Genomic DNA, 23,897 nt, shown 5'->3' on the forward strand with positions numbered 1-23,897 from the left:
TATGGCTGCCAAGCATTCCGGGGGAGGGCATACGACGATTCCCGGGTGGCTGTGGATTCCCGCAGCAGTTGGGATCGTCTTCCTCCTCGTGCCGATCATCGGGATGATCACCCGCGTCGAACCGCAGGGGCTCCTCGACGTCGTCCTCGCGAAGGAATCCCTCCTGGCGATGCGGCTGTCTCTGCTGACATCGGTGATCTCGGCGCTCGTCAGCGTCCTCCTCGGGTTCCCGCTGGGCTACCTGCTCGCGACCAGGCAATTCACCGGGCAGCGAATCGTGCGCACCCTCATCCTCCTGCCGCTCGTGCTTCCGCCGGTGGTCAGCGGCCTCGCGCTGCTCTACACCTGGGGGCGTTCGGCAGCGCTGGGCGAGAGCCTGGAGGCACTCGGCCTCAGCCTGGCCTACACCACCTCGGCGGTGATCATGGCGCAGATCTTCGTCTCGCTGCCGTTCATGGTGATGTCGGTCGAGACCGCCGCCACGGCCCTGGGACGCCGGTTCGAACTCACCGCCGCCGAACTCGGCGCGAGACCGAACCGCGTGTTCTTCACGGTGACGCTGCCGCTGCTGCGGCATGGGATCACGACCGGAGCCGTCCTCTGCTTCGCTCGCTCGCTCGGCGAATTCGGTGCGACCCTGACCTTCGCCGGGTCCCTGTCCGGAGTGACCCGCACGATGCCGCTGCAGATCTACCTCGTCCGCGAGTCCGACCCACAGGCGGCGATCGGTCTGTCCCTGCTGCTCGTCGTCATCGCCGTGATCATCATCGTCCTCGCCTATCGGTCGCCGCACGCACCCCGCCTCACTCTCGGACGTCGGCCCGGTCCATCAATTCTCTCCGAGGACGTCCCCGCCGCCGAGGCGGGCGCCAGCGGCCCGGTCGACGACCGCGCCGCGAGGGAAGCACTCAAACACACCCGCATCGAGGCGGAGCCCCCGGCAACAGCTCACGACCGAGCTCTCGGCGATCGGGCCCCGGCAGAACCGGGGGAGGGCGGTGGCCTGAGCGGATCGATTCGTCTGGCTGAGCGCGGAATCGCTCTCGACTTCGCCGTTCCCTCCGGCGCAACCACTGCCATCATCGGGCGCAACGGCGCCGGAAAATCAAGCCTGTTCCAGACACTGACCGGTGCGATGCGGCCCGATTCCGGCAGCCTGCGCATCGGCGACGACACGATCTTCGACCTCGACACCGGACACTGGCCGCCCGTCCACGCGCGCGGCATCGTCCACCTCGCGCAGAACCCGCTGCTGTTCCCTCATCTGAACGTCATCGACAACGTGTCGTTCGGACTGCGCGCCCATGGCATGGCCCACCGTCCCGCTCGACGACGCGCGCAGTCCATGCTCGACCGCCTCGGCGTCGGTCATTGCGCGAAGCGACGGCCCGAAGCCGTCTCCGGGGGACAGGCGGCGCGCATCGCCTTGGCCCGTGCCCTCCTCGTCGATCCGAAGCTGCTCCTGCTCGATGAGCCCCTGGCCGCACTCGACGTGGACGTCCGCGTCGAGACCCGACAGGTGGTCGCGGAGCTCCTCGCCGGTCGCAGCGCCCTGCTCATCACCCATGACATCGACGACGTCGTGTCATTGGCCGACGAGCTCGTCCTCATTGAGAATGGGGCTGTGGCATTGTCCTCCCAGGTGGGGCGGGTCGATCCCGGGGAAGCGGGCGCGGGGCAGAGCTTCCTGCGCAGCTTTTGCATAATGGACCGTGACGGAATAGTGTGCAGTCAGTCACATTGAGTCACTGACATTTCAAGGAGCACAACGCCGTGGCCGAACTGTCCTATTCTTCGGGTACATCGACAGAACCCCTGCTCGGGATCACCATCGGAGAGCACTTCAAGCGCATCGCAGAGGCGAACCCCGATGCCCTGGCTCTCGTCGACCGGTACTCGAGCCGACGGTGGACGTACGCCGAGTTCGATGCCGACACCGATGCGCTGGCCATCGGTCTGATCCGGCGCGGAGTGAAGAAGGGCGATCGAGTCGGAATCTGGGCGCAGAACGTCGCGGAATGGGCCCTCGTCCAGTACGCCACCGCGAAGATGGGCGCGATCCTCGTCAACGTCAATCCCGCCTACCGCAGCCATGAACTCGAATACGTCGTCGAACAGTCCGGGATGACGCTGCTCATCTCGCAGGTCTTAGCGCCTCCGCATTCGGATTTCCACGCCATCGCCACCGAGGTCGCTGCGAAGGTCCCCGCCCTCGACCTCGTGTTCCTCGACTCCGTGCCCGACGACCTCATCGGGGCTGCGAAGATCGACGAACGCGAATCCTTTGCCCACCTCATCGGGCAGGGGCGGCAGCTGCTGGAGGATGCGGATGCGAAGTACGGAGTGCGACTGCGGCAGGTGCTCGACGACCTTTCGGCAGACGAGCCGATCAACATCCAATACACCTCCGGCACCACGGGCTTCCCGAAGGGCGTGACGCTCAGCCACCACAACATCCTCAACAACGGGTACTTCATCGGCGAAATGCTCTCCTACACGTCTGCCGACACCGTCGTCGTTCCCGTTCCCTACTACCACTGCTTCGGCATGGTCATCGGCAACCTCGCCGCACTCAGCCATGGATCGGCCGTGGTGCTGCCGTCTCCCGGATTCGACCCCTTGGCGACGATGTCCGCCGTGACCGAGGAGAAGGCCACCTCGCTGTACGGAGTGCCGACGATGTTCATCGCCGAACTCGAACACCCGCGGTTCTCCGAATTCGACTTCTCGAGCCTGCGCACCGGGGTCATGGCAGGATCGCCCTGCCCGGTGAACACGATGCGCCGAGTCATCGATGACATGAACATGTCGGAGGTCGCCATCTGCTACGGCATGACCGAAACGGCGCCGGTGTCGATGATGACCCGAGTCGATGACTCTCTGGAGAAGCGCACGCAGACGGTGGGCCGCGTGATGCCCCACCTTGAGATCAAGATCGCGGACCCCGTCACGGGACAGGCTGTCCCGCGGGGGCAGAAGGGCGAGTTCTGCACCCGCGGCTACGCGGTCATGCTCGGATACTGGGAGCAGCCGGACAAGACAGCGGAGACGATCGACGCGGCTCGGTGGATCCACACCGGTGATCTGGCCATCATGGACGACGACGGCTATGTCGACATCTCCGGCCGGATCAAGGACATGGTCATCCGCGGCGGCGAGAACGTCTACCCGCGAGAGGTCGAGGAATTCCTCTACCACCACCCGGCCATCCGCGACGTCCAGGTCGTCGGTGTCTCCGATGAGAAATACGGCGAGGAGCTCATGGCCTGGGTGATCCTCAAGGACGGCTTCGACTCGCTGAGTGCCGACGAAGTCCGCGAATTCTGCTCCGGCAAGCTCGCCCACTTCAAGATTCCCCGCTATGTCGAGGTCCGCGATTCCTTCCCGATGACCGTGTCCGGAAAGATCCGCAAGGTCGACCTCCGGGAAGAGGGCGAGAAGATCGCGCACGCCGCCGTCTGAGTACCGAATGGGATCCGGTATGAGCTGCAGCCGGATCGCACTGGAGATCACAAGTCGGTTGCAGTTCAACCCGGACCGGGCATGAGTTTCGTTTGTGTGCCCGCATTCACTAGGATCAAATTCCATGAGAGTTGAATCACAGCCACTGGTGTCGATGACGAACGTCGAAAAGCACTACGGTGACTTCCACGCCCTGAAGAATGTCAACCTCGACATCGCCGAACGCGAGGTCGTCGTCGTCATCGGGCCCTCGGGCTCGGGCAAATCGACCCTGTGCCGGACGATCAATCGTCTCGAGACGATCACCTCAGGCAGCATCACGATCGACGGCAAGGAGCTGCCGGCCGAGGGCGCGGCGCTGGCTGAGCTGCGCTCGGACGTCGGCATGGTCTTCCAATCGTTCAACCTCTTCGCCCACAAGACGATCCTCGAGAACGTCACCCTCGGACCGATCAAGGTCAGGAAGCTGTCGAAGTCCGAAGCGGACAAACAGGCGATGGCCCTGCTCGAACGCGTCGGCGTCGCCCATCAGGCCGACAAATACCCTGCACAGCTCTCCGGTGGACAGCAGCAGCGTGTCGCGATCGCCCGGTCGCTGGCGATGAAACCGAAGGTGATGCTCTTCGACGAGCCCACCTCGGCACTGGATCCGGAGATGATCAATGAAGTCCTCGACGTCATGGAAGGTCTCGCGAAGGAGGGCATGACCATGGTCGTGGTCACCCACGAGATGGGATTCGCCCGCAAAGCCGCACACCGCGTCGTGTTCATGGCCGAAGGGGAGATCGTCGAGGTCGCCGAACCCGAGGAGTTCTTCACCCACCCGCAGAGCAGCCGGGCCAAGGATTTCCTGTCGAAGATCCTGACGAACTGAACCCACCCCTTTCACACCGATTCACCTCACTGACAAGGAGAGACAATGAAGAAGCTCAGATTGGCGGTCGCCTCGGTGGCCGTCGGAATGTTGGCGCTCAGCGGCTGCGGCCAGGGCGGAACACCGGATGCTCCGGCCGACGGCGATGGTGCCAAGGCCGAAGCACCGGAATACGAAGTCAACGACAGCGCGGATGTTGCGGATTCGAAGACGTGGAAGGCGGCGAAGGACTCCGGCGAGATCACCATCGGCGTCAAGTACGACCAGCCGGGCCTCGGCAACGTCTCGGCCGGTTCGAAGGAGCCCGAGGGCTTCGACATCGAGATCGCGAAGATGGTCGCCGCACAGCTCGGCTTCTCACCCGACGAGATCAAATACAGGGAGACCGTCTCGGCCAACCGTGAGCCGTTCCTGCAGCAGGGCAATGTCGACATGATCGTCGCGACCTACACGATCAATGACGAACGCAAGAAGGTCGTCGACTTCGCCGGACCCTACTATGTGGCGGGCCAGGACCTGCTCGTCGCCGCTGATTCCGACATCGCCGGACCCGAGGACCTCGACGGCAAGAAGGTCTGCTCCGTCGACGGTTCGACGCCTGCGCAGAACATCAAGGAGAAGTACAAGAAGGCCGAACTCGTCACCTACGATGCCTACTCGAAGTGTGTCACCGATCTCCAGTCGGGATCCGTTGACGCGGTGACCACCGACGACGCGATTCTGCGCGGCTACGCCCAGCAGTTCGAAGGTGAGTTCAAGGTCGTCGGCAAGCCCTTCACCGAGGAGCCCTACGGCGTCGGTCTGCCCAAGGACGACAAGGCGCTGCGGGACGCGGTCAACGATGCTCTGGAGAAGGGCATGGACGACGGCGATTGGAAGAAGGCATTCGAATACACCCTCGGTTCCACCGATGGGGTCGATATGCCCGAGATCGACCGTTACTGACCCAGTCCACAGATTGACATGATGCGAGGGCACCGAAGCCGGTGTCCTCGCATCGATTAAGGAATCTGCTATGGATTTCCTGGAGCTGCTCCAGATGTTCCTCTCCGGTACGTGGGGAACGATCAAACTCTTCACCGTCGCCCTGGTCGGTTCTCTGGTCCTGGGCACAGTGCTGGCGGCCATGCGGGTCTCACCGACCCCGGTGCTCCGGATCGCCGCATCGACGTACATCAACGTCGTCCGGAACACTCCGCTGACCCTGGTGATGTTCTTCTGCGCGTTCGGACTGCCGTTCCTCGACATCCGGTTCGGTTCGACGAGTTCGTTCAACTCCTTCGTCTACGCCACGATCGCTCTCATCGCCTACACCGCCTGCTTCGTCGCAGAGACCCTGAAATCAGGTATCGCCACGATCCCCGTCGGGCAGGCCGAAGCCGCCCGAGCCGTGGGCCTGAGCTTCGGTCAGACGTTGAACGAAGTGGTTCTGCCGCAGGCGTTCCGCACGGTCATCCCGCCCTTGGGCAGCGTCATCATCGCGATGCTCAAGAACACGTCGATCGCCTCGGCGTTCAACAACCGGGAGCTGATCTCGGCGATGCGCAATGCCATCGAAGTCCGCGGTGACCTCGTCATTCCGCTGCTCTTCGGCACCGCGGTGGCCTATCTGATCCTGGCTCTGCTGCTCGGCCGTGTCTTCGACTACCTGGAGAGGAAGCTGGTGATCCTGCGATGAGCGCCCCCACCCAAGTGCTGTTCGACGAGCCGGGCCCGAAGTCCCGACGCAACAACATCATCCTCTCCGGCATCTCCGCGATCGTCCTGTTGGCGCTCGTGGCGTTCGTCATCTGGAAGTTCGCTGACGCGGGCCAGCTCAAGCCCGAGAAGTGGTATCCGTTCACCTTCGCACAGATCCAGACGGTGCTGCTCCAAGGCATGCTCGCGACTCTCAAGGTCGCCGTCGTCGCCTCGGCACTGGCGATGGTCGTCGGCGTCGTGTTCGCCCTGCTGCGGCTCTCAAGCAAAAGGGTCATCAGAGTTCCGGGCACCATCGTCCTCGAGTTCTTCCGCGGCGTGCCCGTGCTGCTGCTGATCTTCGCGATGTTCCTCATGTTCGGCAACGAGATCGGACCCTTCTGGTCCGTCGTCTTCGGCCTCACCCTCTACAACGGCATGGTGTTGGCCGAGATCATCCGCGCCGGGATCCTCGCGGTGTCGACCGGGCAGCGGGAAGCGGCGATGGCCATCGGACTGCGTCCCGGGCAGGTGATGAGCCTCGTGCTCATGCCGCAGGCCCTGCGCGCGATGATGCCGACGATCATCGCCCAGATCGTCGTCCTCCTCAAGGACTCGGCACTGGGCTTCATCGTCACCTATCAGGACCTGCTCTACCAGGTGAACCTCATCGGCCGTGAGTACAACAACCTGCTGCCGACATTCATCGTCGGAGCGGTCCTGTTCATCATCATCAATATGATCGTCGCCGGGTTCGCTCGCTGGCTCGAGGCCCGCCTGCAGCGCAAGACCACAGCGAACACCGAGGCGGAGGGACTGACTACGCAGATCGTCGACTGAGAGCAGGCAACGCCGGCAGGGCGGCGGCCGCGGCGCCGCCCTGCCGGCACCCTGTATCGTTCACAGTGAGAGTCGGCTACGAAGGAGTCGCAGAATGCCGCAGCCCGAAATCAGCCCCACACCGGTCAAGGTCGTCAAGAACATCGATCGTGAAAGGTTCGAGCTCTTCACCGATGACACCCCGGCAGAGTTCATCGGCTTCCTCGCCTATCAGAGGATCGACGAGGACACCGTGGAACTTCAGCACACGATCATCTCCGAGGACTTCTCCCGCCGCGGCTTCGCCCGGACCCTGGTCACCCGAGTCCTCGACATGATCAGAAGCGGCGGCGGCCGAATCGTGCCGACCTGCTCCTATGTCCAGGACTACCTCGAGCGGTTCCCGCAGTACGGTGACCTCGCGGCCCCACAGTGACAGGGCCCGAACCAGCATCCGGTGCAGGCCGTTTCGCACCGAGCCCGAGCGGCGACCTGCATATCGGAAACCTCCGCTCAGGGCTGTTGGCCTATGTCCGTGCCAGGCAGACGGGACGCCGCTTCCTGTGGCGCATCGAGGACCTTGACAGGGTCAGAGCCGGCTCAGCACAATCGCAGCTCGACGTCTTCGCCGAACTCGGCGTCACCCCGGACGAAGAGCCGCTCATCCAATCACAGCGTCATGATGTCTATGCCGCAGCCATCGCGGAGTTGGATGCCGCCGGGCTGGTGTTCGAATGCTACTGCTCGCGCAAGGACATCGCTCAAGCACCGAGCGCACCGCACGGCCCACCAGGGGCCTATCCCGGAACGTGCCGCCGCCTCGGCGAGGACGAGCGGCGGCAGCAGCGGGAGAGACTCGCACACAACGGGCGGCAGCCGGCCCTGCGGCTGCGAGCCGACAACCGTGCACATCACATCGATGATGCGCTGCTGGGCCGGGTGGTAGCCCCGGTCGACGACCTCGTGCTGCGACGCGGCGACGGAGTCTTCGCCTACAACCTCACCGTGGTCGTCGATGACGGAGCGAGCGGAGTCGACGAGGTGGTGCGCGGTGACGATCTCGCCTCCTCGGCACCTCGGCAGGCCTACCTCGCACGACTCCTCGGGATCACCGAACCGAACTGGGTGCATGTGCCTCTGGTGCTCAACGACAACGGTCAGCGTCTGGCCAAACGCGACGGTGCAGTCACCTATCAGCAGCTGCGCAGCCTCGGCTGGACCGCTGCCGATGTGTTCGCCTGGATGCAGAAGTCCTTGGCGCCGACGATGACGGGGCCGCGGTGGAAGGACATCGACGATATGATCTCCGGCGTCGACTTCGCTGAGATGCCGACCTCGCCGACGGTCTTCATCCCGCCGGCCGACTCCTGAAGTCGTGGGTCTCAGGCTGCGGAGGAGTTCGCAGCCGCGGAGATGACGCCGTCGTAGATCGCCTCGAACGTGTCCAAGGTGTATTCGATATCGTGTTTGGCCACGACATCGAGCGACGCCTTGGAGAACGCATCGAGTTCGGCGTCGCCCATTCGGCAGATGCGGGTGAAACGATCGGCCAGTGCGTTGATGTCGTGCGGCGGGAACAGGTAGCCGTTGACCCCGTCACGGACGAGATGAGGCAGGGCCACGGCGTCGGCCAACACCACGGGTTTGCGTGAGGCGAGCGCCTCGAGAGTGGCGATCGACTGCAGCTCCGCTGTCGAGGGCATGCAGAAGAAGGTGCAGCGCTGGTAGGCGTCCATCAGAGCCTTGTCGCTGATCTTGCCGAGGACATGGACCCGGTCGGCGATCCCGTGCTCGGCTGCCAGCTGCTTCAGGGGCTCTTCCTGGTCACCGCCGCCGACGATGTCGGCCTCGAGGCCGATTTCGGGGTCGGTCTTGGCGACTGCTTCGACGATATCTGCGGCATGTTTCTCGGAGGAGAGGCGACCGACGAAGAGCACCCGTGGGGGAGTGGAACGGGGCGCCTGCGGTTCGAGTTCGCGCAGATGGGCGAAGCGTTCGAGGTCGATTCCGCAGGACACCGCCCGGATCGGGGAGGTGAACCCGTTCTCGGTGAGCAGATCTGCAGCCAGCTGCGTCGGGACGGTGATGAAGTCGGCGGACTGGAACTTCCGGCGCAGATCCCACCACGCGATCGCGGTACCGCCGTCGAGGACGGCTTTCGGAGCCTTGATGTACGGGCGCACATTGTCGGGCATGAAATGGTTCGTCGCGACGACCGGGAGGCCTCGTCGGATCGATTCGGAGAACGCATAGCGGCCGATGACGAAATGGGCCTGAGTATGGACGACATCGGGTTGGAGGCTGTCGAGCAGCCGGGAGATCTCGGGTTTCGTCTCCCACGGCATGCAGATCATCCAGGTCGGATGCAGCGGCCAACGGTGGGCGGTCAGGCGGTGGACGGTGACTCCGTCTTCGACGCTGACCGAGGGCTTGCCCGTGGCAGAGGGACACGCGACGTGCACATCATTGCCGCGCGCGGCGAGTCCGGCGGCCAGACGTTCTGCGAACTTCGCGGCACCATTGACCTCGGGCGCGTACGTCTCTGCCGGGATGAGGATGCGGCGGGCTGGAGTGGGTCGGTGCGCAGACAGGATTCAGCTCTCCTCGGTGTCGGTCATGGTGTTGGAACGGCGGGCGTCCCTGCGCTGAGCTTCTCGATCTTTGACATCGGGATGATACCGCGACAATACAACGACACCTGCGCAGGCGACCAATCCAGTGACCGTGATGACGGCGATCAGCCACAGCGGAGCCGAGGCAGCCTCACCGAGGACCACGGTACCCAGGATCACGGCGCCGATCGGATCGATGACGGTGAGCCCGGCGATGACCATTTCGGGAGGGCCGGCGGCGTACGCGTTCTGAACGAACCAGGAGCCGAGAGCGACTGCGGCGAGCAGTCCTGCCACATTCACCCAGGTGACCTCGGCGAGACCGGCCTGGAGGAATTGAACGCTGACGAGGTGAGCGTTCGTGGCGACGCACGAGAAGAGGAGTCCGGCGGCGACGATGAGGACGAGCTGAGGCGCATGACGGAAAGCGAGCATGATGACCAGGCCGAGACCGACGACGACGGCGGTGATCCAGAACAGCGGCAGGGCATCGGCGCCGAGGTGGACCTCCGAACGTGCTGTCGTGGCCGAGAGCCCGACGAAGATCGTCACGCCGATCGTGCACCAGACGACGGACTGGACGAGCCGTCGATTGACCCTGAGCCCGCGGTGACGGACGCCCAAGAGCACGGACACGATGAGCGAGAACGCACCGATCGGCTGCACGACCATCACCGGGGCAAGCGCCAGGGCCACGAAATTGCCGGCCGTGCCGAAACCGAGGATGAGCAGACCGAGCAGCCAGCGCCCGTTGCCGAGCAGTTCTGTGAAATGAGCCCAGCTGAGTCCGTTGTGGGAATCATCCTGACCGGCGATGGCATCGTGTTGGTACAGAGCGCCATAGGCGAGGGCCACGGCCGCCAGCACGGCGAGGGCGATTGCCACTGTGGTCACGGTGAATCTTCCGGGTTCGGAGCGGATGGAGAAGGTGCGAGGATCGCTTCGAGTTTACCGTGCACCTGCGCTGCGAGGGGGCCCATGGCCTGTATTCGTCACGACTGTACGGCTAACCGACCGGGGCGGTGGGGTTTCCCTCAGGGGTTGTGAGCTAAAGCACTCATCGCCGTTTTGTTCGCCTGCCTCGGTGTTTGCTAAGCTGGAACACACGTCCGCAGGAGACTGCGACGTTCCTCCGTAGCTCAGTTGGCAGAGCATTCGACTGTTAATCGAAGGGTCGCTGGTTCGAGCCCAGCCGGGGGAGCAGACCGGGCCCCGTCCGTTTCGGACGGGGCCTTCGTCGTGCCCGGGCAGGGGAATACCTCGAGCATCAACCAGGTTGGCGGATGTATGAAGTCTTTCGGATTCTTGAGTTTCGGTCATTACGGCACCGGCAGTGCTCCCGAGGGGTATGGAGCGAAGGCGGCATTGCAGCAGGCGGTCGAGATCGGCGTCGGCGCCGACGAGATCGGTGTCAATGGTGCTTACTTCCGCGTCCATCATTTCGCCACGCAGGCGGCTTCGCCCATGCCGCTGCTGTCAGCGATCGCCGCCCGGACTCAGCACCTCGAGGTCGGGACCGGAGTGATCGACATGAGGTATGAGAATCCGCTCTACCTCGCCGAGGAGGCCGCCGCCCTCGACCTGCTCTCCGACCAGCGGCTGGCGCTGGGCATCAGCAGGGGATCGCCCGAACCTGCTCTGCGCGGTTGGGAATCCTTCGGCTACGAGGACCCGAGCGAACCCAAAGCCGCGAACATGGCCCGGGAGAAGTTCGACCGCTTCCTCCGGGCGGTCCGGGGTGAACGGCTGGCTCCGGCCGACCCGCAGCAGTTCGGACCCGGGGCCAGCCTGCGGGTCGAACCGCACTCACCCGGACTCGACCGACGCATCTGGTGGGGTGCAGGTTCCGCGGCGACCGCCGAATGGGCGGCACACCAGGGGGTGAATCTCATGAGTTCGACCCTGCTCACCGAGGCGACCGGAGCCTCATTCGGAGACCTGCAGGCCGAGCAGATCGACCGGTATCGGGAGGCATGGCGGGAAGCGGGACACGGATGGAACCCGCGCGTCTCCGTGTCCCGCAGCATCTTCCCGATCACCACCGACCTCGACGACCTCTACTTCGGTCGGCGAAGTGCCGGCCAGGGCGATCAGATCGGGATCATCGACGACACCCGCTCGACCTTCGGCCGGACCTATGCGGGCGAACCCGATCGCCTCATCGACGAACTCAAAGCCGATGCGGCCATCGCGGCTGCGGATACCCTGATGCTGACGATTCCCAGCCAGTTGGGGGTCGACTACAACCTGCACATCCTCGAATCCTTCGCCGAACACATCGCACCTGCTCTTGGGTGGGTGCCGAACTCTCAGCTCCGTTCCTGAACTTCGAATCCCATATCAGCTGGATCCAGACGAGACTTTCGGAGGAGCACCATAGGATGTGGTCTATAGCTTGAAAGACGAAGAGAGCCGCGTGGTCGACGAGTGATCCTCTCCCACGCGGGCGAAGAGGAGACCATGTGAGCGAGAGCACGGGAATGTCGCAGACGCAGAAGCGAATCCTGCTCATCGGCCTCGTTCCGCTCTTCATGTCGCTGCTGTCGGTGTCGAGCATCAATGTCGTCCTGCCCTCGATCGCCGCGGACATCGGCGCCTCGACCTCGGCGCTGCAATGGGTGCTCACCGGCTATGCCCTCTCGTTCGGTGTCGTCCTCGTCGCCGCCGGTCGGGCGGGGGATGTCTTCGGTCGTGGTCAGCTGTTCATCGCCGGAGTCGGACTCTTCGGGCTGTCCTCCCTCGTCTCGGGCATCGCGCCGGATCCGCTGACGCTCAATATCGCGCGCGTCGTCATGGGCTTCGGCTCCGGACTGCTCAACCCGCAGGTCGTCGGCCTTCTGCAGCAGTACTTCCAGGGACCTCCGCGCGGCCGAGCGTTCGGAATGATGGGCACCACCGTGGGCCTCTCAGTGGCGATCGGTCCTGTTCTCGGCGGGGCGCTGATCGCTCTGTTCGGCAACGACCTCGGCTGGCGGGCGACCTTCCTCGTCAACGTGCCCTTCGCCGTCGTCTCCCTCCTCCTGGCTCGCGCGTGGCTGCCCAGCGGTGCCTGGCGCCCCGCCGTGGCCGAAGGAGCCGCCGACGCCAAGGACGACAAGGACCTCGATCCTGTCGGTGTGCTCCTACTCGGCGTCGGAGTCCTCCTCATTCTCCTGCCCTTCGTCGAATCCTCGCTCGGATGGTTCATCTGGCTGGCGCTTCCGGTGGGACTGGCGGCGATCTGGGTGTGGACGAAATGGGAACGTCGCTATGCCCGCCTCGGCAGACCGCCGATGGTCGACCTCGACCTCTTCCGCATTCCCAGCTTCAGCAACGGCTCGATCATCATCACCCTCTACTTCCTCGGCGTGACCAGCGTCTGGGTCCTCGTGGCGATCTATATGCAGCAGGGGCTGGGGCATTCGGCCCTGGCTGCGGGCATGATCGGGCTGCCCGCGGCACTCCTGTCAGCGGTCTCCGCCGACGTGTCGGGTCGGTTCGTGTTCCAGATCGGGCGCCGCCTCGTCGTGTGGGGGATCGTCACCTGCCTGTTCGGCCTCCTCGCGACGATCGCCGTCGTCGTGCTGCTCTCGCAGGGGATCGGCAGCGAATGGTGGATGCTGTTCACCCTTGCGTTCATCGGCACGGCGCAGGGAATGGTCATCAGTCCGAACCAGACACTGACCCTGCACGAGGTGCCGCTGAAGTACGCGGGTTCCTGCGGTGGTGTGCTGCAGACAGGGCAGCGTATCGGCACCTCGATGGGTCTGGCCATCATGACCGCGCTTGCGTTCTCCATCACCGCGGTCAGCAACTGGCACATGGGCATGATCGGCGCTTTCGCAGCCATCGCCGTCGTCGTCATCCTCGCCGGGATCGTCGGCCTTGTCGAGGTTCGCCGAGGCGGTTCGCGCCGACGCTGAGACAGGCCGGCCCGCGGCTCGGCCGAGCGCCGAAAACCCTCAGCTGTCAGCGCAATAATGTTACTGAATTTAGACAATCCGCTGTGTGCGAATGTGGAAGACTGTGAACGCACAACAGCCCACGGAAGGAAACACAGTGTCCCTGGCCGTACCCGAGGACGATTCGGCGCTCGAAGAGCTCGTCCGCTCCGGAGGCATCGAAACCTACTTCGCGCCCGTCGTCGACGCCCTGACCTTCCATCGTGTGGGACATCAGATTCTGCAGGCTCCGACAGGGGATCCGGAGCTGGGGCGTGCGGAGTCGGAGAATCTGCGCCGCGCGATGCGCTCATCGACGATCACCGGCGACATCGATGCGTCTCTGCGGGATACGGCTCTGCGGACGGCCGAAGGCGCCGGACTGCCGAAGTCGAATCGGCTCTTCCTCCACGCCGAAGCCGAATCGTTCGCCACGCTCGAGGACCGCACCGGTGAACCCGACCGTTCCGTCATCCTCCAACTCGACGCCCATCGCGTGGTGTCCTCTCCCGCCTCGGTGCTGCGCTCGGTTCGTTCGGCTCGGTCGCTCGGCTGGGGCGTGGGCATGTCATCGGTCGGGGCCGATCTGCGCAGCGCCTCATTCGTTCCCTTGGTCAACCCTTCTGTCGTCGGACTCCACCCGGATGTCCTGCGCATCGACTGCGACTCGCACCTTGCTGAACTCAACCGGCTGCTTCACGCCCACCTCGAGCGCACAGGAGCAGTCATCCTCGCCGACGGTGTGGCGACCGAAGACGATCTGGACAGAGTGCGGGGTTTGGGCGCACGGTTCATGTCCGGACCGTACTTCGGTGAGGCCACGAAACAGCCGCAGCCGTTCTCCGAGCCGAGCGAAGACGCTCTCGTCTCGCACTACTCGCGCAACCTGCCCGCACTGGGCACTCCCTACTCGATCTCGCAGGGGCTGCGCCGGGAGCCGCTGGTGATGAATCGAGAGCTCCTCATCGCTCAGATCGCAGCCCTCGAAGAGCGTGCCCTGGCCTCCGGGACGGCGACGATCACGCTCGGAGTGTTCGGGGAGGACGAGGATTTCTCCGAAGCGACCAGACTGCGGTACGAGAAGATCCGTGACACCGTCGGAATGACCGCGATGTTCTCCGGCGGATTCGACGGACCGCCCATCCCCGGTGTGCGCACCGGACTCGTCGATGCCTCGGATCCCATGCGCAACGAACACGGAGTCGTTGTCGTCGGCCCGGACTGGTCGGGCATGGTCGCTGCCTCCAAACGCAATGACCCCGGCAGTGACGGGCAGACAGTGTTCGATGTCTACATCACCACAGATCGCTACACCTGTGTGGACGCAGCTCGGAGCGTGCTCACCCGTATTGCCCCACTGACCGCCTCGGCCTCGTTTCAGGGGGTCTGAGTCGGACAGACACGTCCGCGAAGTTCTCGGAGCGGCGGCATCGGACAAGTGGGTCTGGGCGCATTCTTGGTGCTAATCTTGACTCGGCTGGCCCCCGTAGCTCAGCTGGTCAGAGCAGGGAACTCATAATTCCTTGGTCGTCGGTTCAAGTCCGACCGGGGGCACAGACCGTCCACCCGCCTCGGCTTTCACTTACGGTGTGCGCATAGTCAGGGGAACATCCGAATGGTCTCGGACCGGCCGACTCTGCTCCTTTCCTCTGCGATCGTCTCCACAGCGTCACGCCGTTCACTCGAGACTGACAGACACCCGCCACCACCAGCGTCTTCGATGCTTGGCTGCAGGTCGAACATGGACTATCATGTGGGCAGTGCCTCCTTGCGGATCGTAGGGGAAGACGTATCCGAGGTAGGAGGCAGAAATGGATATGACACAGGGCGTACTCTTCGTCCACTCAGCACCTCGTGCGCTGTGCCCTCACATCGAGTGGGCAGCGGGCGGGGCCATCGGCGCACAAGCACGCTTCGACTGGACGCCCCAGCCGGCAGCACCTGGGCTTGTGCGCGCAGAAGTCTGCTGGCGCGCGCCCGCAGGCTCCGGGGCTCGTATTGCTTCAGCACTGCGCGGTTGGGACTCACTCCGCTACGAAGTCACCGAAGAACCCTCACCGGGTGTCGACGGTGGCCGGTGGAGCCACACGCCCGATCTCGGCATCTACCATGCTGTGACTGATACTGCCGGGAACATCCTCGTTCCCGAAGATCGCATCCGCTCCGTCATGGAACGCGCAGCAGGCGACCCCGCGAAGTTCTCCTCAGAGATGGCCATCGCTTTGGGCGAAGCCTGGGATGAGGAACTTGACGCGTTCCGTCACGCCGGTGAGGGCGCACCCGTGCGGTGGCTGACCAAGGTCGGCTGAACCGACTCACACGTCGTTCGTGCGGAGTTCGCAAAGACTCCGATCGAGTTCGACCCGTCTGAGGGCACACCTTCCTACCTCGGGTGTGCCCTTCGACCTGCGCGAGCAAAGCCGCTCGCGCGCTGTGAGCCACGCAGTCTCCACGCGGGGAACCAGCAGCGCCCATCCTGGGATCGGCGGATATTGCTGCCGAGTTGATGTGTCGATTCCTCGCCGGAGACGGGCACCAATGGAAACGGCACACTTAAGGGTGGATAGCCCAGTTTCAAACTTGGGCTATCCACCCTAGAGTGTGCCAAAACTCAGATCGTCGCACCTAGAGTGTGCCGAAGCTCAGACAGCCGCACCTAGAGCGTACTGAACCGCAGACAGGCCGTACCTGAAATGTGCCGTAGCCGCCGTCTGCAGCTGGGCAGAGACTCAGGCGGAGCGGAACGCGACAACGGCGTTGTGACCGCCGAAGCCGAACGAGTTCGTGATTGCCGCGATGTCACCGGTGGGCAGCTCTGCGGGAGTGTCGCGCACGATGTTGATGCCCACGACCTTCGGATCGACTTCGTCGATATTGATGGTCGGGGGAGCCTTCCGAGTCTGCAGTGCCTTGACCGTGAGGATCGCCTCCACGGCTCCGGTGCCACCGAGAAGGTGCCCGGTCATCGATTTCGTAGCCGAAACCAAAGCCTCGCCGACATTGTCGCCGAGGAGCTCGGTGATCGCCAGCGACTCGGGAATGTCACCGACCGGAGTCGACGTGGCATGGGCATTGACGTGCTTGATGTCAGCTGCCCTCAGTCCGCCGGCGTCAAGAGCCTGCTGCATGGCAGCCAGCGCATGCTTGCCCTCAGGTTCGCCGCCGGTGATGTGGTAGGCATCATTCGAGATGCCCCAACCGGCCACCTCGGCGTAGATCTTCGCTCCACGCGCCCGCGCATGCTCCTCGGTCTCGAGGATGAGCGCACCCGCGCCCTCTCCCATGACGAATCCGTCACGGTCGACGTCATAGGGGCGCGAAGCTGCTTCGGGTGAGTCCGTGCGACGTGAAAGGGCCTGCATCGAGTTGAACGCGGCCAGGGTGATCGGATGGATCGCCGCTTCGGAACCGCCGGCGATGATGACATCGGCCCTGCCGGACGCGAGCACATCGTAAGCGTGGCCGAGGCTCTCGGTCGACGACGCGCAGGCAGAGACCAGAGTCTGCACGCCTGCACGAGCTGCGAACTCCATGCCGATTGCCGCGGCCGGACCATTCGGCATGAGCATGGGGACCGTCAGCGGCATGACCCGGCGAGGGCCCTCCTCCTGCAACGTGTCCCAGGCATCGAGCAGAGTCCAGACGCCGCCGATTCCGGTGGCCCAGGAGACGGCAGTGCGCTCAGGGTCGGTCTCTTCGAGGCCGGCATCTGCCATCGCCTCACGGGCGGAGATCAGCGCGAATTGGCTCGAAGGGTCGAGTCTCTTCGCCTGGACTCGCTTGAGATTGTCGGGAACGACCTGTGGGTCGACCTGGGCGGCGAAGTCCACGGCGAGGCCGTACTTCTCCGACCAATCATTGTCCATCGTGTGGACCCCTGAGGTGCCTGCCAGAATGGCTTGCCACGTGGCCTCGGCGTCTGCGCCCAGGGGGGTTACCGCACCGATGCCGGTGACGACAACTTTAGCTGTCATGGTACAAACCTCGTCGATAGTGTGGACACGGCCCGTCGGTGGACGGGCCGTGTTCGGCTGCTGTGGTTCAGGCTTCCTGCGCCTTGTTGATGTAGTCGACAGCGTCCTGAACGGTCACGAGATCCTTGACGTCGTCATCGGGGATCTTCACGCCGAACTTCTTCTCAGCGTTGACGACGATGGTCATCATCGAGATCGAGTCGATGTCGAGGTCATCGGTGAACGACTTGTCGGCTTCGACTGCTTCAACGGCCAGGCCGGTCTCTTCGTTGACGATCTCTGCGAGCCCAGCGAGGACTTCAGCTTCGGTGAATGCCATTTCTTTCCTACTTTCTGATTTCGGCCGAGGGTTTTTCGACCGTTTGAGGAACGTTTCGACGAGTGTCCCGCCGAATATCTTAGGACATTCACGGAGAGTTTTCCGTGAATGGTGTGTCTCAGGGCAGGCGGACGACCTGCGCGCCGTAGACGAGGCCCGCGCCGAAGCCCATCTGCAGGGCGAGCCCGCCGCTGAGTTCGGGCTGTTCGCGCAGAAGACGTTCGGTGGCCAGCGGGATCGACGCTGCCGAAGTGTTGCCGTTGTCGGCGATGTCACGGGCGATGACGACCGAGTCCGGCAGCTTGAGCTGCTTGGCGAGCTCATCGATGATGCGCATGTTCGCCTGGTGCGGAATGAACGCTGCGAGATCCTCGGCTGCGACACCGGAAGCGGCGAGGGCTTCCTTGGCCACCTCGGCGCCGTCCCACACGGCCCAGCGGAAGACGGTCGGACCGTCCTGGCGCAGGGTCGGGAACGGAAGATCACGGTCGTCGCGGACATCCATGAGCGATTCGGTCATCCGAATGGTCGACCAGTTCTCGCCCTTCGAGCCCCACACGGTCTTCGAAATGCCGGGCTCGTCGGACGAGGTCACGACGACCGCACCGGCACCGTCACCGAGGATGAAGGAGATCGAACGGTCCTCAGGATCGATGATGTCCGAGAGCTTCTCAGCACCGATGACGAGGATGTTGTCCATGGCTCCGGACCGCACCAGCGAATCGGCCTGGCCGATGCCGTAGCAGTAGCCCGCGCACGCGGCGCTGATGTCCCATGCGGGGATCGGGCCGGTGCCGAGGCGATCGGTGAGGGCGGCGGCAGCCGAGGGGGTCATGTAGGGGAAGGTCACCGTGGAGATGATGATCGCGCCGATGTCCTCGGGTTTGAGACCGGACGAGGCGATGGCTTCGAGTGCGGCTTCCTCGCACATGTCGAGAACGCCGACGTCCTTGCTGGCACGACGGCGGGTGACGATACCGGTGCGCTGACGGATCCATTCGTCCGAGGAGTTGATCGGCCCGGCGATATCGTCATTCGTGACGAGGTTCTCTGCCCGGTAGGCGCCGATCCCGGCGATGCGGGAGAAGGTGCCGAGCTCGGCTGTCTGCAGTGTTGGCATTGTGTTGTCCTTCGATTCTCAGGCGTGAGCTGCCGCGAACTCACGCGCGCCGTCGAGGTCGGCGGCTGATTTGATGGGGAATGTCTCCACGCCCTTCATGGCGCGTCGAGCGATGCCGGTGAGGGTGCCACCGGGCACGAGTTCGATCATTCCGGTGACTCCGGAGTCGAGCAGGGTCTCCTGGCACAGGTCCCAGCGGACCGGGTTCGTGACCTGCTTGACGAGGCGGTCGACGTATTCGCGGCCGTCTGCAACAGCGCTGCCGTCAGAATTGCTGAGGATGCGCACCTGCGGGTCGGTGACCTCCAGCGCCGAGGCGGTGGTGGCGAGGTCCTCGGTCGCCGCAGCCATGAACTCGGTGTGGAAGGCGCCGGCGACGGGCAGCGCGATGACGCGTGCTCGCTCGGGCGGGTTCTCCGACAAGGTCTGCAGCGAAGCGAGGGAACCGGCGGCGACGGTCTGTCCACCGCCGTTGACATTGGCCGGGCTGGCACCGGCGGCTTCGATGGCGGCGAACACGTCTTCGGGCTGTCCGCCGACGACGGCGGCCATACCGGTGGGCGTGGCGGCAGCGGCGGCGGCCATGCCTGTGGCACGCACCGACACGAACCGCATGGCATCGGCGGGGGAGAAGACACCCGCGAGCTGTGCGGCCGCGATCTCACCGACCGAGTGTCCGGCCACGACGTCGGGGCTGACACCGAGCTCGGCGGCGCAGGCGATCGCCGAGGCGACGAGCAGCGGCTGTGCCAGCGCCGTGTCCTTGATCGTCTCGTCATCGGATTCGGTGCCGTGCAGGCGCAGGTCGATCCCCGAGGCGGTCGAGAGCACGTCGATCTGTGCGGAGAAGGTATCGAGCTCGAGGAAGGAGTTGAGGAAGCCGGACTTCTGGGCCCCCTGGCCCGGGCAGGTGATTGCTAGCACTCAGTTCTCTTTTCGTTGGGTTCCAGATGCCAATCTAATGGACGTCGGACCGATTTCAATGAGATTTGTCGCTGTTCGACAATACGCCGTCTTCTGACAGTCGCCCATAGACCAATGCGATGTGGATGACGAACGCATCGCGAGACGTCGTCGGGTCGAGTCCGATGGCTTCGGTGATCTTGCGCAGACGGTAGCGGACGGTGTTCGGATGCACTGACAGCGCCTTGGCCGTGGCTTCGAGCGAGGATCCGAATTCGACATACGCGCTGACGGTCTTCAGCAGCTGCCCGGTGCCCGACGTCAATGGTGCGTAATAGCGGTCGATGAGCTCGCCCAAGGCGATCCGGTCTCCGGCCAGTGCCCTTTCGGGCAGCAGGTCATCGGCCTTGACCGGCCGCGGGGAGTCAGGGCGTGCTGTGGCGGCCTTGAGTGCGCGGATCGCCGCTTTCGCCGAGGTGGCCGCCTCGGCCAGCGCCGGGACCGTGGGTCCGACGATGACTTCGGAGGGACCGAAGCAGTCGGACAGATCCTCGACGGCCTCATCGACTTCGGTGACCCCGCCCAGGACGATGAGCAGCCGGTTGTCGTGGATGCCGACGAGGGCGTCGTCGGCCCACCTGCTGGCTTTGCGCCGGATTCCGTCGAGGCCCTTGTTCGCCGAGCGCTGCGGGGCACGCCCGACGATGACGCACACTGGGCCGTCTGACTGCCAGCCGAAGGCAGCGGTGCGGCTGGCGAGCTCATCGACGGAGTCTCCGCGAACGAGAGCGTCGATGACCATAGCCTCGAGTCGGGCGTCCCAGCTGCCGCGGGCTTCGGCGGCGCGGGCGTAGACATCGGCGGCGGCGAAGGCCACCTCGCGCGAATAGACGAGCACGGCTTCGCGCAGGGCCGGCTGCTCGACAGGACGGGCGATGTCCGGAACGCGCTCCTCGACGACTTCGACGACGATCTTGAGCAGCTGCAGTGTCTGCTGCAGGCTGATGGCGCGGACGAGGTCGCGCGGAGCGGTCTTGAACAGGTCGGAGACCACGCGCAGGTTCTTATCGGGTTTGCGGTACCAGTCGACGAATGAGGAGATGCCCGACTGGGCGAGCAAGCCTACCCAGGACCGGTCAGAGGACGACATCGTGCGGTACCAGGGCAGCTGCGTCTCAAGCCGCTGCAGCGTCACCGACGACAGGACCCCGACTCCCGCCCGCAGTCGACGGGCGGTTTCGGCGCGACGGCGCACGGACTCGGCATCAGACATCATGAGTACGACTTTAGATGATTACTCACAAATACGTTGTCAGCGACATACAACCAGTGGGAATTTGAGACAAATATGGCCGGAGTCTTGGAGACTCCGGCCATATCGGGGCTCAACGCGTGAGCAATCTCAGGAGATCAGGCTCCTGCTCCCTCGGTCGATCCCGAGCTGCCCGCTCGGACATCGTCGAGCTGGTACTTCTTCGCCGCCTCGGCGGCCTTCTCAGCCGAGATCTTCCCGGTGTCGGCCAGGGAGATGAGCGCCTGGGTGACCACAGACGGACCGTCGACGAGGTAGTAGCGACGAGCCGCGGGACGGGTGTCCGAGATCGCGTAGCCGTCGGTGCCGAGCGAGGTGAAGTGGCTGGGCACGTACTGGCGGATCTGGTCGGGCACGGCTCGCATGTAATCCGAGGTCGCGATGACCGGGCCTTCGGTCTCAGCCATCTTCTCGCTGACATAGGGCACACGCGATTCGGCGTCGGGGTGCTTGAGCCGCTCGTTCTCGGCGTCGAGGCCGTCACGACGCAGCTCGGTCCACGAAGTCACCGACCACACATCGGCCGAGACTCCCCAGTCCTTCTCCAGCAGCTCCTGAGCCTCGAGGACCCACTGGACACCGACACCGGAGGCCATTAGCTGAACCTTCGGCCCACCGTTGTCGGCACCCTTCTTGAGCAGGTAGAGGCCCTTGAGCACGCCTTCGACGTCGAGGCCCTCCGGCTCGGCCGGCTGGACCATCGGCTCGTTGTACATGGTGATGTAGTAGAGCACGTCGGGGTCGCGTTCATCGGCGGGATCGTACATCCGGTGGATGCCGTCCTTGACGATATGGGCGATCTCGTAGCTGTAAGCCGGGTCGTAGGACACGACCGAGGGGTACGTCGAGGCGAGCAGATGCGAGTGGCCGTCGCCGTGCTGCAGGCCCTCGGCTACGAGTGTCGTGCGTCCTGCGGTGGCACCGAGGACGAATCCGCGGGCCATCTGGTCGCCGGCGGCCCAGAAGAAGTCGCCGGTGCGCTGGAAGCCGAACATCGAGTAGAAGATGTAGAACGGGATCATCGGCTCGCCGTGGGTGGCGTACGAGGTGCCCGCCGCAGTCAGTGCTGCGGTCGCGCCGGCCTCGTTGATGCCCACGTGCAGAAGCTGACCGTCAGTGGCTTCCTTGTACGCGAGGAACAGGTCCCGGTCGACAGAAATGTAGTTCTGACCGTGTGGGTTGTAGATCTTCGCCGTCGGGAAGAACGAGTCCATGCCGAAGGTGCGGGCCTCATCGGGGATGATCGGCACGATCCGGTGACCGAACTCCTTCTCCCGCATGAGGTCCTTGAGCACGCGCACGAAGCCCATCGTGGTCGCGATCTGCTGCTTGCCCGAACCGCGACGCCCGGCCTCGAAGGCCTTTTCGGAAGGCATCTTGAGGTCGATGTGGGTGCTGCGACGTTCGGGGGAGTATCCGCCGAGCTCGGCACGACGCTCCTGCATGTACTTGAGTTCGGGGGCGTCGACACCCGGGTGGTAGTACGGCGGGAGCTGCGGATTCTCTTCGAGCTCCTTATCCGAGATCGGGATCTGGAAGTGATCGCGAGCGAGTTTGAGGTCGTCGACGGTCATCTTCTTCATCTGGTGCGTTGCGTTGCGGGCCTCGAAGTGAGGTCCGAGCGAGTAGCCCTTGACGGTCTTGACGAGGATCGCCGTCGGCTGACCGGTGTGTTCGAGGGCTGCCTTGTAAGCGGCGTAGACCTTGCGATAGTCGTGGCCTCCGCGCTTGAGGTTCCAGATCTGCTCGTCGCTGTAATTCTCGACCATCGCCTTCGTGCGCGGATCACGGCCGAAGAAGTTGTCGCGGACGAACCCGCCGGACTCGCCTTTGTAGGTCTGGTAGTCACCGTCGGGCGTGACATTCATGAGGTTGACGAGCGCACCGTCGCGGTCCTTGGCCAACAGGGCGTCCCACTCGCGTCCCCAGACGACCTTGATGACGTTCCAGCCGGCACCGCGGAAGTAGGATTCGAGCTCCTGCATGATCTTGCCGTTGCCGCGGACGGGGCCGTCGAGCCGCTGCAGGTTGCAGTTGATGACGAAGTTGAGGTTGTCGAGCTCTTCGAAAGCGGCGACATGGAGCATGCCGCGGCTCTCGGGCTCGTCGAGTTCGCCGTCGCCGAGGAACGCCCAGGTCTGCTGCTGGGACGTGTCCTTGACGCCGCGGTTGTGCAGGTACTTGTCGAACTGAGCCTGCGCGATCGCGTTCATCGGCCCCAGACCCATGGACACCGTGGGGTGCTCCCAGAAGTCAGGCAGCTGGTGCGGGTGCGGGTAGGAGGGCAGCCCCTGCGGCTTGCCGTCGATGAAGTGCGACTGCTGCTGACGGAACCCGTCGAGCTGTTCGGCGCTCATCCGCCCCTCGAGATAGGCACGAGCGTACATACCGGGGGAGGCATGACCCTGATAGAAGATGTGGTCACCGCCGCCGGGATGGTCCTTGCCGCGGAAGAAGTGATTGAGCCCGACCTCGTAGAGAGTCGCGGACGAGGCGTAGGTGGAGATGTGTCCGCCGACCTCTACGCCGGGACGCTGGGCCCGGTGCACGAGCATGGCGGCATTCCAGCGGTTCCAACGGCGGTAGCGGCGCTCGACCTCTTCGTCGCCGGGGAACCATGGCTCGTTCTCGGGTCCGATGGTGTTGACGTAGTCGGTGGCCGTGAGGCTGGGGACACCGATCTGTTTCTGCCGTGAGCGCTCGAGCATGCGCAGCATGATGTAGCGTGCTCGTGTTCGACCGCTCTCATCGATGAGGCCATCGAGGGAGGCCAGCCATTCCTCGGTCTCCTCCGGGTCGATGTCGGGCACCTGGCTGGGCAGGCCGTTGAGAATGGGGCCGCCCTGATTCCGATTGTCCACGATGTGGTCCTCTCTTCAGCTCCACGATCTTCATTGGTGTAGAG

Annotated in this window: 20 protein-coding genes and 2 tRNA genes; 14 read left to right on the top strand and 8 right to left on the bottom strand. The window is 64.3% G+C overall.

Translation table 11 applies throughout. The features are described from left to right. Position 1: 1 nt before the first annotated feature. The 8 genes from ACPUD7_RS12045 to gluQRS all read left to right on the top strand — a co-directional run bounded on the left by ACPUD7_RS12045 (position 2) and on the right by gluQRS (position 8,203). Complete coding sequence (locus ACPUD7_RS12045; RefSeq protein ID WP_135538472.1) at positions 2–1,744, top strand: ABC transporter permease; 1,743 nt, start codon at positions 2–4, stop codon at positions 1,742–1,744. A gap of 29 nt (positions 1,745–1,773) precedes the next feature. Then, the gene (locus ACPUD7_RS12050) at positions 1,774–3,462 is read left to right on the top strand and encodes an AMP-binding protein (RefSeq protein ID WP_135538470.1); all 1,689 of its coding nucleotides are present in this window, start codon (positions 1,774–1,776) and stop codon (positions 3,460–3,462) included. Between the two features lie 145 nt (positions 3,463–3,607). Continuing rightward, entirely contained in the window at positions 3,608–4,336 is a 729-nt protein-coding gene (locus tag ACPUD7_RS12055; RefSeq protein WP_205683323.1) for an amino acid ABC transporter ATP-binding protein, read from the top strand. A 45-nt stretch (positions 4,337–4,381) separates the two neighbouring features. Further along, complete coding sequence (locus ACPUD7_RS12060) at positions 4,382–5,281, top strand: glutamate ABC transporter substrate-binding protein (protein WP_425120043.1); 900 nt, start codon at positions 4,382–4,384, stop codon at positions 5,279–5,281. 70 nt (positions 5,282–5,351) lie between these two features. Next, positions 5,352–6,014 (top strand): amino acid ABC transporter permease, encoded by a 663-nt coding sequence (locus tag ACPUD7_RS12065; protein WP_135538464.1) that lies wholly within the window; start codon positions 5,352–5,354, stop codon positions 6,012–6,014. After that, the gene (locus ACPUD7_RS12070; RefSeq protein WP_135538462.1) at positions 6,011–6,853 is read left to right on the top strand and encodes an amino acid ABC transporter permease; all 843 of its coding nucleotides are present in this window, start codon (positions 6,011–6,013) and stop codon (positions 6,851–6,853) included. The genes ACPUD7_RS12065 and ACPUD7_RS12070 overlap by 4 nt, the downstream gene beginning before the upstream one ends. A 94-nt stretch (positions 6,854–6,947) precedes the next feature. Next, the gene (locus ACPUD7_RS12075; RefSeq protein ID WP_135538460.1) at positions 6,948–7,268 is read left to right on the top strand and encodes a GNAT family N-acetyltransferase; all 321 of its coding nucleotides are present in this window, start codon (positions 6,948–6,950) and stop codon (positions 7,266–7,268) included. Beyond that, the gene (gene gluQRS / locus ACPUD7_RS12080; protein WP_135538458.1) at positions 7,265–8,203 is read left to right on the top strand and encodes a tRNA glutamyl-Q(34) synthetase GluQRS; all 939 of its coding nucleotides are present in this window, start codon (positions 7,265–7,267) and stop codon (positions 8,201–8,203) included. The genes ACPUD7_RS12075 and gluQRS overlap by 4 nt, the downstream gene beginning before the upstream one ends. An 11-nt stretch (positions 8,204–8,214) precedes the next feature. On the opposite strand, the gene ACPUD7_RS12085 is transcribed toward gluQRS, so the two are convergent. Continuing rightward, the gene (locus ACPUD7_RS12085; protein ID WP_425120069.1) at positions 8,215–9,426 is read right to left on the bottom strand and encodes a glycosyltransferase; all 1,212 of its coding nucleotides are present in this window, start codon (positions 9,424–9,426) and stop codon (positions 8,215–8,217) included. Beyond that, entirely contained in the window at positions 9,427–10,338 is a 912-nt protein-coding gene (locus tag ACPUD7_RS12090; protein WP_240689640.1) for a DMT family transporter, read from the bottom strand. Between the two features lie 234 nt (positions 10,339–10,572). On the opposite strand from ACPUD7_RS12090, the gene ACPUD7_RS12095 reads away from it, so the two are divergent. From ACPUD7_RS12095 to ACPUD7_RS12120, 6 genes are all read left to right on the top strand, one after another. Continuing rightward, positions 10,573–10,645, top strand: a tRNA-Asn gene (locus ACPUD7_RS12095). Positions 10,646–10,731: 86 nt separating this feature from the next. Further along, the gene (locus ACPUD7_RS12100; protein WP_135538454.1) at positions 10,732–11,769 is read left to right on the top strand and encodes an LLM class flavin-dependent oxidoreductase; all 1,038 of its coding nucleotides are present in this window, start codon (positions 10,732–10,734) and stop codon (positions 11,767–11,769) included. A 155-nt stretch (positions 11,770–11,924) separates the two neighbouring features. Further along, on the top strand, positions 11,925–13,346 hold the full coding sequence (locus tag ACPUD7_RS12105; RefSeq protein ID WP_425120070.1) for an MFS transporter: 1,422 nt from the start codon (positions 11,925–11,927) through the stop codon (positions 13,344–13,346). A 136-nt stretch (positions 13,347–13,482) separates the two neighbouring features. Further along, positions 13,483–14,754: an EAL domain-containing protein gene (locus ACPUD7_RS12110; protein WP_425120045.1), complete on the top strand. Its 1,272-nt coding sequence runs from the start codon at positions 13,483–13,485 to the stop codon at positions 14,752–14,754. A 90-nt stretch (positions 14,755–14,844) separates the two neighbouring features. After that, a tRNA-Ile gene (locus ACPUD7_RS12115) sits at positions 14,845–14,918 on the top strand. Between the two features lie 263 nt (positions 14,919–15,181). Next, positions 15,182–15,673 (top strand): DUF3145 domain-containing protein, encoded by a 492-nt coding sequence (locus ACPUD7_RS12120; RefSeq protein ID WP_135538822.1) that lies wholly within the window; start codon positions 15,182–15,184, stop codon positions 15,671–15,673. Between the two features lie 420 nt (positions 15,674–16,093). On the opposite strand, the gene ACPUD7_RS12125 is transcribed toward ACPUD7_RS12120, so the two are convergent. From ACPUD7_RS12125 to aceE, 6 genes are all read right to left on the bottom strand, one after another. Then, positions 16,094–17,338, bottom strand: a complete 1,245-nt coding sequence (locus ACPUD7_RS12125; protein WP_135538449.1) for a beta-ketoacyl-[acyl-carrier-protein] synthase family protein — start codon at positions 17,336–17,338, stop codon at positions 16,094–16,096. A gap of 67 nt (positions 17,339–17,405) precedes the next feature. Continuing rightward, positions 17,406–17,657, bottom strand: coding sequence for an acyl carrier protein (locus ACPUD7_RS12130; RefSeq protein WP_025776743.1), 252 nt, complete (start codon positions 17,655–17,657; stop codon positions 17,406–17,408). A 118-nt stretch (positions 17,658–17,775) separates the two neighbouring features. Beyond that, a complete protein-coding gene (locus ACPUD7_RS12135; protein WP_135538447.1) occupies positions 17,776–18,777 on the bottom strand; it encodes a beta-ketoacyl-ACP synthase III in 1,002 nt (333 codons plus the stop codon). An 18-nt stretch (positions 18,778–18,795) separates the two neighbouring features. Next, on the bottom strand, positions 18,796–19,701 hold the full coding sequence (locus ACPUD7_RS12140; protein ID WP_135538445.1) for an ACP S-malonyltransferase: 906 nt from the start codon (positions 19,699–19,701) through the stop codon (positions 18,796–18,798). A 55-nt stretch (positions 19,702–19,756) separates the two neighbouring features. After that, positions 19,757–20,956, bottom strand: a complete 1,200-nt coding sequence (locus ACPUD7_RS12145; protein WP_135538443.1) for a PucR family transcriptional regulator — start codon at positions 20,954–20,956, stop codon at positions 19,757–19,759. Positions 20,957–21,090: 134 nt separating this feature from the next. Continuing rightward, positions 21,091–23,853: a pyruvate dehydrogenase (acetyl-transferring), homodimeric type gene (gene aceE / locus ACPUD7_RS12150; protein ID WP_425120046.1), complete on the bottom strand. Its 2,763-nt coding sequence runs from the start codon at positions 23,851–23,853 to the stop codon at positions 21,091–21,093. Between the last annotated feature and the right edge of the window lie 44 nt (positions 23,854–23,897).

The organism is Brevibacterium sp. FAM 24630, assembly GCF_049804075.1.
Classification (GTDB): Bacteria; Actinomycetota; Actinomycetes; order Actinomycetales; family Brevibacteriaceae; genus Brevibacterium.

Coding starts and splice junctions, on each gene's coding strand:
- ACPUD7_RS12135 (WP_135538447.1), bottom strand. CDS start 18,777: ATGCCAACACTGCAGACAGCCGAGCTCGGCACCTTCTCCCGCATCGCC.
- ACPUD7_RS12145 (WP_135538443.1), bottom strand. CDS start 20,956: ATGATGTCTGATGCCGAGTCCGTGCGCCGTCGCGCCGAAACCGCCCGT.
- ACPUD7_RS12075 (WP_135538460.1), top strand. CDS start 6,948: ATGCCGCAGCCCGAAATCAGCCCCACACCGGTCAAGGTCGTCAAGAAC.
- ACPUD7_RS12105 (WP_425120070.1), top strand. CDS start 11,925: ATGTCGCAGACGCAGAAGCGAATCCTGCTCATCGGCCTCGTTCCGCTC.
- ACPUD7_RS12060 (WP_425120043.1), top strand. CDS start 4,382: ATGAAGAAGCTCAGATTGGCGGTCGCCTCGGTGGCCGTCGGAATGTTG.
- ACPUD7_RS12130 (WP_025776743.1), bottom strand. CDS start 17,657: ATGGCATTCACCGAAGCTGAAGTCCTCGCTGGGCTCGCAGAGATCGTC.
- ACPUD7_RS12120 (WP_135538822.1), top strand. CDS start 15,182: ATGACACAGGGCGTACTCTTCGTCCACTCAGCACCTCGTGCGCTGTGC.
- ACPUD7_RS12125 (WP_135538449.1), bottom strand. CDS start 17,338: ATGACAGCTAAAGTTGTCGTCACCGGCATCGGTGCGGTAACCCCCCTG.
- ACPUD7_RS12100 (WP_135538454.1), top strand. CDS start 10,732: ATGAAGTCTTTCGGATTCTTGAGTTTCGGTCATTACGGCACCGGCAGT.
- ACPUD7_RS12070 (WP_135538462.1), top strand. CDS start 6,011: ATGAGCGCCCCCACCCAAGTGCTGTTCGACGAGCCGGGCCCGAAGTCC.
- ACPUD7_RS12065 (WP_135538464.1), top strand. CDS start 5,352: ATGGATTTCCTGGAGCTGCTCCAGATGTTCCTCTCCGGTACGTGGGGA.
- ACPUD7_RS12045 (WP_135538472.1), top strand. CDS start 2: ATGGCTGCCAAGCATTCCGGGGGAGGGCATACGACGATTCCCGGGTGG.